Raw genomic sequence first — 7,688 nt, forward strand, 5'->3', positions numbered from 1 at the left:
CCCATCTCGAACTCGGCCGTGAAACCTGACAGCGCCAATGGTACTGTGGCTCAAGCCCCGGAAGAGTAGGACGTCGCCAGGCATTGAAGCCGGCGCACAAACGCTAGATAAAAAACCCATCACAATGACAAACGAAACAAGGGGGCCAAAAGCCCCCTTTTTGCGTCCCCAAAAGACGCAGCCGCCAGGCGGGATGGAGAACCCCGCCCCTCCACGCCGGCAACGCCGGAATGGACAAAAAAACACTCCCGGGCTGAAAACCAGCCCCATATGGTGACGCGGGGTGGAGCAGCCCGGTAGCTCGTCAGGCTCATAACCTGAAGGTCGTAGGTTCAAATCCTACCCCCGCAACCACCGATACCGACACTCCCGTATTCCCAGCTTTTGCGCGATTGCCCTTGGCATTCTTGCAGGTTTCCTGGTGCTCAACCCAACGCAGAATCGTATTGAGTTCGCCATGGAGTGTGGCGAACATCTCCCCGCGTTCAGGGGCAGGCGTCAGAACGATCTTCTCGATAAGCTGGCGCAGAGCCTCGGAGGCGTCGTGGCTCTCATCTGGTTGGCTGAGTGCCCGCGTAAGGGATGCGACTTTCTCGGCATAGATGACCGCCGCACTCGGTAAAATATCAGGCGTCGCATCAGGCTTGCCGCTTAGCAGAACGTTCAGTTCGGCCTTGCGGGCTTCGAGTGCAGTCATCTTGTCCTTCATGGATGGATGAAACATCCCTTCGGTGATCGCATCGATGATCTGATCAATGTCTTTCACAACCTTTTTGAGTTCCAAAGTCCAGGTATCGCGCATAGAGCGCCGCTCGCGGTTCAGCCGGTTGGTTTCTTCGGCATAGGCGCGCATCGCTTCCGCGACGACATCAGGTGCCATCATTCGGTCTTTGAGGCCCGCGATCACCCGCGTCTCAAGATCTTCACGCCGGATCGTTCGGTTGTTGTCGCAGGTTCCCTTGCTGATATGCGTGGAGCATGCAAACCGGTTCGCACCCCGAAGAGAGTAGGGGCCACCACAGCAACCGCAGTAGACGAGGCCAGACAGCATCGTGCGTGGACGGCGACCGCCGTTCAGGAGATTCTGCTGGTTGCTTTGAATAGCTGCCGTGATGTTCACAAACTTCTCGGCGATCTCTTCGTGCTTCGTCCGCACTGACTGCCAAAGCTCGTCGTCAATGATGCGCAGTTCGGGGACCTCGCGAATGATCCAATCCGCCTCCGGATTGAGCCTTGAGACACGCTTACCCGTCGATGGGTCCTTGATATACCGCAGCCGGTTCCAGATCAGTCGGCCGATATACAGTTCATTGTTCACGATGCCGGTTCCGCGTTTCACATGCCCACGGATCGTCGTGTCGTTCCATGGTTTGCCGCCGGGGCCTGGAACGTGCTCTTCGTTCAATTTGCGGGCAATCGTGCGCGGTGGTGCGCCTGCGGCGAAGTCGCGAAAAATACGGCGCACCACTTCCGCCTCGGCCGGGTTAATCTCTCGGTCGCCGCGTATCGGATCGCCGCGCGCGTCGAGTTGCTTCACAACCTTGTAGCCATAGGAAATGCCGCCGCCCGACTTCCCTTCCTCGACGCGCCCACGTAGGCCACGATGCGTCTTGGCGGCGAGGTCCTTGAGGAAAAGGGCGTTCATCGTTCCCTTAAGGCCGACATGCAGTTCACTGATCTCCCCTTCGGCCAGTGTAATGATCGGCACGCCTGCAAACTTGAGGTGCTTGTAGACTGTGGCGACATCGGCCTGGTCACGAGACAATCGGTCCAGGGCTTCTGCAAGAATGAGTTCGATGTGGCCGCCTTGAGCGTCTTGCAGAAGGGATTGGATACCGGGACGCAAGATCATGCTGGCGCCGGAGATACCGGCATCCTTGTAAGCGGCTACGACCTCCCAACCTTCGCGCTCCGCTCGCTCCCTGCATATGCGAAACTGATCCTCGATCGACGCGTCGCGCTGATTATCGGACGAATAGCGGGCGTAAAGCGCCACTCGGGTCATTTTGCGTTCCTCTTTTGCTTACCGCATAAATACCGTTTTGTTCTGCATTTGGCCACAGTGCCACAGGCTAATGATGTCGTCGAAAATAGGCATATCTCTTCAACGGTTTACCCGGTTAACCTGCCGGATATCGGTGCGCTGCAGGACGACTGTTCACGAATCAGCCGAGAAATTACTCAGCTATCATGTCCCGCCCGTCGTTCTGGATTTAGAAGTCTCACTGCGCCAACTGGTCGAACAACTGCGCTTGCCCCGCAGGCCCGTTTTCAAGTGGCTTGGTATTCTCGCAGGCGGAGCGCCAAATTGAATCACTCGGCGGAAAATCAGGGCTGCGTAGATGAGCGGTGAGATATTCGGATCGGTGTCCGAAACGCGCCGCGTCGACCCGGCTTCGAAAGAAGCCGGCACTTCGGCCGGCTCGAATAGTCTGGGATAGGATGGCTGAAAGGCGGACGGGTCTATGATGCCACAAAGCTTAAACTCCAAATGCGACGACTGCAATTGGTCGCCGGATGTCGGCAACCTATGAGAATGGCCGCCACCATCTGCCATAAAGCCATGGCGGTGCAGCTTTTGCCCTTGCATTCCGTTGTACTGCAGTCGCACTAAGGTGGTCTTGATTTTGCAAACGATCACGAATGCGTTGGGAGCTTGATCGAACATGCCTGATATCGAAAATACTACGGATATAGCCGCTCTCACCGTCCAACTGCTGAGTGCATACCTTGCGAACAACACGGTTGCGTCCGAAGATCTGTCGGGGTTGATACGTTCTACGAAGGCGGCATTGACCGATGAGACAGTTGCCGAGCCTCTCGTGGAAGAGGCGCAGACGTACGTGCCGGCGGTTTCCATCCGCAAAAGCCTGGCCTCTTCCGAACATCTTCTGAGCCTGATCGATGGCAAGCCATACAAGACGCTCAAGCGCCACCTGACATCCCATGGCTTGACCCCAGAAGCCTATCGGGAGCGCTATAACCTTCCTTCCAGCTACCCGATGGTTGCTCCGGATTTCGCGGCAAAGCGGCGTGCCATAGCCGAGGAGATCGGTCTGGGTCGCCGACGGCAGGAAGTGGCCGGGGACGGTGTGCCAGTCGTGGAAGATGGGAAAGGACCGTCGAATGGACCGGAGGTGGCTCCGTCCGTTGCCGTAACCGACACGGCGTCTGAAAGGGCGCAGTCGGTTGCCGCCATGCCTGCCAAGGCCGAAAGACGCGGCGCGAGGAACAGTTCCCCAAAGGAAACAACGCCCGCAAAATCCCGCGGTAAGGAGCACGATGCAATGACGGCGCCTTCCGAGGCAGTTGTTGCGGTAGATAAGACGGGAACTCCGAAAGTGCGGCGCGGCAAGGGCAAGGCAGTTGCGACGCCCGTTGGCGAACTTTCAGCTTCGGCAGTACCCGTGATCGAGCAAGCAACTGCCGCACCGGCATTGAAAGGTGCAAGGGACAAAAAACCGAAAGGTTCTGCGTCCGCGCCTGCGGGTAAGGCTAAACGGCGCAGCGCTGACTCATCGACTGAGGACCCGGTGGCTATTGAGCCTGCGTCGGCCGTTACAGAAGAGGTTTCCGCGAGATCTGCGCCAAAGCAGCGCGGCAAGCTCGGGCTGTTCGGTAAGAACAGCGCAGCGAACAAGGAGACAACGCCCGAAGTTGTCAGCAAGGATAGCGCTCCACAGAGCAAGGACAATGCGGAGGTAGATGGAAATCTGCGCGGGGCAGGCAAGCCCAAGCGGATGGTGCGTACGCCGAAAGAAACCCCATCGGATGCCGTTTAAGCGGTAACCGAGAGGTGAACGCTCCGGCAGTTTCGCCCTTCGTTCGTGACGTGACGCAGCCAACGCTGATCGTTATGGGGCCTATCCCTCGAAGCCTATTTCGACAGGAACTATACTTATGAACAACAGTGACCTCGCGGATGCCATTGCCGCTGATGCCGGCCTTACCAAAGCCGACGCGCGCAAGATCGTCGACTCCGTATTCATTGCGGTCGCGGATGCCGCGGCCAAGGGTGAGGAAATCTCGCTGAATGGCTTCGGCAAATTCAAGGTTAAGGACACCCCGGAGCGCGAAGGGCGCAACCCCGCGACCGGCGAAGTGATGACCATCAAGGCTGCACGCAAGTTGTCCTTTACGCCCGCGAAGGCCGTCAAGGACAAGTTGAACGGCTGACAAAAGGACTGCGGCGTCTTTCTCGTGAGGACGCCGCGCTTTTGCCCTCATAGTGATGCAACCCGACGATCGAGAGTATTTTCTGCATCGCGGAAAAATCGCGAGGGCCTGGAAAATTCTGCCGATCCCGTCTCGACACCTCTGTGGCCGTTTAGCTGCCTATTTTCGTTCCGAGGTGCGACCTCAGCTTACCAATTCTGAATGCCCAAGATTGGCCGATAGGCGACTGTCTGGTCTAGATGCTAGACCTTAGGAGAGCTGCCATTCCTGTTCCTACGATGCGATCAGATCTCGTGAACCTGGAAGGCATCGTATGACCACGAACAGCTGATCAATTCAGAGCCAGCGCATCCTTGATGATGTAGAACATGTCCGTCTGGTCCAGGAGTCCAGAAAAGTTCACGGCACGAGGTCCGAACGCGGCGACGCGAAGCTGCGTGCCCGTATGGCCTTGCGACCCTTCTTCCGAGTTCCCGTAGCTGACGGTCATCAGGCCGCCTTCCAGGGTTTTCAGCGCGGCAGTCAGCCCTGGAGCCTTCGTGCCATTGCTGACGATCTGGCTGCTGTGTGCGTGATCTGCGGTGACAATCACCAACGTATGTCCATCAGCCTGAGCAAACGCCAACGCTTGCTGTACGGCTTCGTCGAGATCCACGGTCTCGCCGATCTGCCCGCAGGGGTTGGCCGCATGGTCCTGCTTGTCGATGGAGGCACCTTCAACCTGAAGGAAGAAGCCCTTCGGACTGCCTTTCAGAAGGTCAATTGCCTTCGTTGTCATTACCGCAAGCGTCGGGACATCCGCCGTGCGCTCTGGATTGGCCGCACAGGAAACCACCGGCTTGTCGAGGTTGCCGTGGAGGCTGGCTTTTGGACCGCTCCAGCGCACCGGCATGTTACCATCGGAAAACAGGCCCAGGAGCGGCGTCTTCTGATTGGCAACGGAAACCGAGGCGAGTTCGCCAGCATTGCGTACAATCCGATATCCCCGGGCCTGAGCCTGGGCCATCAGTGTGCGGCCTTTCCATTTCCCCGCCTTTGCGGCTTCGGCGAAGGTGGCTGCGCCGCCACCAAGGATAAGATCGGGCCGCGCGCCCAGAGCCTGCTCGGCAATCGACCCAGCGCCGCCCAATTCCAACGCGTTGGACGGGCAAGTTGCAGTGGTGGCGACAGGGCCATAGCACTTGCGGTGCGTGACGTGGGCCATCTGCGCAGCCGGGGTGGCGTCCTCGATCTCGGCAGTCGAGACGTTGCCTGTTGCAAGGCCAGCGGCCTTCGCCCGTTCCAGCAGCGAAGCATGCGGCTTACCCGCAACATCGACGCCGATTGCCCGGTTGTAGGACTTCACACCGATCGCCCAAGCTGTAGCAGACGCGGCTGAATCCGTCACATAGTCCGGCTTTCCGGTCTTCGGGTCGAGCGCGTAATGCGTGTACTGGCCGGTGAACGGCAGGGCGTCGATCCCCTTGAAGTAGCCTCCGGCGCCTTCTGCGTAATTGCGGGCCAGGGTGATCTCGGAATCGCCCATGCCATCGCCGATAAGAAGGATAACGTTGCGCACCTCGCCGTCCTTGCTCAACTGGCGATAGAACTCCCGCATGTCCCCCGGAAGCCGGCGCGCACCGCCTGGCTCACGCAAATCGCCCTTGGCGGCGCGGGAAAGATCGGGCGCTTGCTGTGCTTGCACCGGGACGACTGCGGTCAATGCAAGTATGGCGGCGGTGCTGGAAAGAAGCTTCATGGGTCAACTCGATTGAAGGGCCTGTACGGCGTGGGCTTAAGCCGCCGACTGTGACACGGGCGTGTCCAGCGGGGCATTTTACCGTAGGAGTGACGCGCTGCCCGGCACCTTGGCAGGGCAGCGCGCGCTTCGTTATTTCTGGGCCTTCTCGAGGATGCCCGAGCAGGACGCCGGCTTGTGCAGCGGATTGCAGACGGCCGCCGCGCCATTGGGGAGACGCAGGGTATAGCCGCCCGCAAACCGGGTGTCGGGCCAGATATAGTCGGTGAGAATGTACTGAGCGCCGCTCGCGAAGGCAGCCTTCTGGCGGGTCGTGTCGTTAGAGCGGGCCTGATGCGTTCCAGCATCGCCGCGCGTGCGAACCAGGAAGCCGGCCGCAACCATCTTCTTGATCTTCTCAGCATCGACGATCGGGTCGTTGATGGTCATGTAGCCCGCGACCGGCGAACTTTCCTCGGCGTTTACAAAGAACACGCGGCCTTCGAGGTTCTTGCGCGAACCACGATACATAGCGATCTTGTCGGCCTTCTCATCCATCGCGAACAAGAAGCGACCGCGGGCCTTTTTGAGGGTGGGCCAGTTGTTGGCCATCACAGCTTCGCGAAGCGTGGGGTACTTGCCCTGAACTTCGTCAGGCGTGATGATCTTGCTCTTGGGCAGCACCGAGCGGATCTCGGCGTCGAGCGCATCATAGGCCGCTTCGGTGAAAGGGATGCCGTCAACGCCGCCAACAGCTGCGTTCTGGCCGGCCTTCATGTTGAACATGATAAGGATGGGTGCGTGATCAGGGTGCGCATCGGACCAGGTCTTCAGCTGGGTCATGCACTGGGTGAGCAGCAGGCAGCTCGTGGCGCCATCGATGCCGGCGACGTGCATGATCTTGAAGCCGGGCTTGGCCATGTCCGGATCGTTCGACACCGATACATAGTGATCGCCCTTGGGGTCGTAGTTGGCATCGAACTCGAATGCGCGGGCACCGGCATCCAGCTGCTCGGGGATCGGACGGTGCTGATAGTCCTTGGAAATGGCGTCAGCGGGGTTGATCTTGGCAATCCGAGCCAGCGTTTCCGGCGGCGTCGGGCCCTTGTAGCTGTTATGCGTGCCGACGGTCTGGATGTCGTTCATGCGGATTTCTTCCGCGCAAGCGGGGGCGGCCACGACCGCAGCAGCGGTCGCGAGAAGAAGCATTTTGAGCATTGTCAGTTCCGTTTGGTAGGAGAATGCAGGAGCCAGCGAACCGGACTGCTAGGGAAGAGAGCACCCCTTGGGCGTGAGCTTCGGGTTGCACATGGCATCACGACCGCCCGTGATCCTCACCTCGTAACCACCGGGGAAACGGGGATCGGCAAACAGATAATCGGTCAGGACATATTGAGCGCCGCTTGCCAGCGCGGCTTCGCGGCGACGGGTATCGTTGGAGCGGGCCTCGAAGGTGCTGGCGTCAGACCTGGTCCGTACCATGAAGCCTCTCGCCACGGCGTCGGCGATTTCCGCTGCCCTGCCAATTGGATCATTGATGGTCAGGTAAGCCGCAGCCGGCGACGTTTGATCGGTGTTCACGAAAGCCACGCGACCTTCGAGAGAGCCTCGCTTGCCGCGGTAGATGGCGATCTTGTCAGGCTTGTCATCGAGAGCGAAGAAGACTGCGTGGCGACAACTACGATGGCCGGTCGTGTTGCCTCAAGCAAAGATGTTCCCGAGGCGTTTGCCGTTGCCTCATCAGAATGGTTCCCATAGCCGATTGGGCCAGATCTTTCCATCCATTGCCTGTTCG

Annotated in this window: 6 protein-coding genes, 1 tRNA gene, 1 rRNA gene and 2 pseudogenes; 5 read left to right on the forward strand and 5 right to left on the reverse strand. The window is 59.2% G+C overall.

Going from position 1 to position 7,688, the window contains the following annotated elements; translation table 11 throughout:
• A 5S ribosomal RNA gene (gene rrf / locus LH128_RS34925) occupies positions 1-82 on the forward strand; the annotation flags it as partial.
• Positions 83-277: 195 nt separating this feature from the next.
• Positions 278-354: transfer RNA gene (locus tag LH128_RS00250), tRNA-Met, on the forward strand.
• Here the strand turns inward: LH128_RS00250 and LH128_RS31665 are convergent.
• Positions 311-1,456: a recombinase family protein gene (locus LH128_RS31665; RefSeq protein ID WP_327195000.1), complete on the reverse strand. Its 1,146-nt coding sequence runs from the start codon at positions 1,454-1,456 to the stop codon at positions 311-313. The two genes, LH128_RS00250 and LH128_RS31665, sit on opposite strands and share 44 nt — an antisense overlap.
• Between LH128_RS31665 and LH128_RS34225 the strand changes: the two genes are divergently transcribed.
• Positions 1,340-1,597: a hypothetical protein gene (locus LH128_RS34225; protein WP_037516756.1), complete on the forward strand. Its 258-nt coding sequence runs from the start codon at positions 1,340-1,342 to the stop codon at positions 1,595-1,597. The genes LH128_RS31665 and LH128_RS34225 overlap by 117 nt on opposite strands.
• Before the next feature lie 33 nt (positions 1,598-1,630).
• On the opposite strand, the pseudogene LH128_RS34230 reads toward LH128_RS34225, so the two are convergent.
• Positions 1,631-2,005 (reverse strand): annotated as a pseudogene (locus LH128_RS34230) (recombinase family protein); the annotation flags it as partial.
• Positions 2,006-2,666: 661 nt separating this feature from the next.
• Here LH128_RS34230 and LH128_RS31670 point away from each other — a divergent pair.
• Both LH128_RS31670 and LH128_RS00265 read left to right on the forward strand, forming a co-directional pair.
• On the forward strand, positions 2,667-3,782 hold the full coding sequence (locus LH128_RS31670; protein ID WP_083910010.1) for a MucR family transcriptional regulator: 1,116 nt from the start codon (positions 2,667-2,669) through the stop codon (positions 3,780-3,782).
• 118 nt (positions 3,783-3,900) lie between these two features.
• The gene (locus LH128_RS00265) at positions 3,901-4,176 is read left to right on the forward strand and encodes an HU family DNA-binding protein (RefSeq protein ID WP_008827550.1); all 276 of its coding nucleotides are present in this window, start codon (positions 3,901-3,903) and stop codon (positions 4,174-4,176) included.
• 331 nt (positions 4,177-4,507) lie between these two features.
• Here LH128_RS00265 and phoA read toward each other — a convergent pair whose 3' ends face one another.
• The 3 genes and pseudogenes from phoA to LH128_RS00280 form a co-directional block, all read right to left on the reverse strand.
• Positions 4,508-5,914 (reverse strand): alkaline phosphatase, encoded by a 1,407-nt coding sequence (gene phoA, locus LH128_RS00270; RefSeq protein WP_008827551.1) that lies wholly within the window; start codon positions 5,912-5,914, stop codon positions 4,508-4,510.
• 132 nt (positions 5,915-6,046) lie between these two features.
• On the reverse strand, positions 6,047-7,102 hold the full coding sequence (locus LH128_RS00275; protein WP_037516758.1) for a phosphatidylinositol-specific phospholipase C1-like protein: 1,056 nt from the start codon (positions 7,100-7,102) through the stop codon (positions 6,047-6,049).
• Positions 7,103-7,159: 57 nt separating this feature from the next.
• Positions 7,160-7,561, reverse strand: a pseudogene (locus LH128_RS00280) (Ca2+-dependent phosphoinositide-specific phospholipase C); the annotation flags it as partial.
• Between the last annotated feature and the right edge of the window lie 127 nt (positions 7,562-7,688).

The sequence above is a fragment of the Sphingomonas sp. LH128 genome, assembly GCF_000293195.2.
In the GTDB taxonomy this organism is placed as follows: domain Bacteria; phylum Pseudomonadota; class Alphaproteobacteria; order Sphingomonadales; family Sphingomonadaceae; genus Novosphingobium; species Novosphingobium resinovorum_A.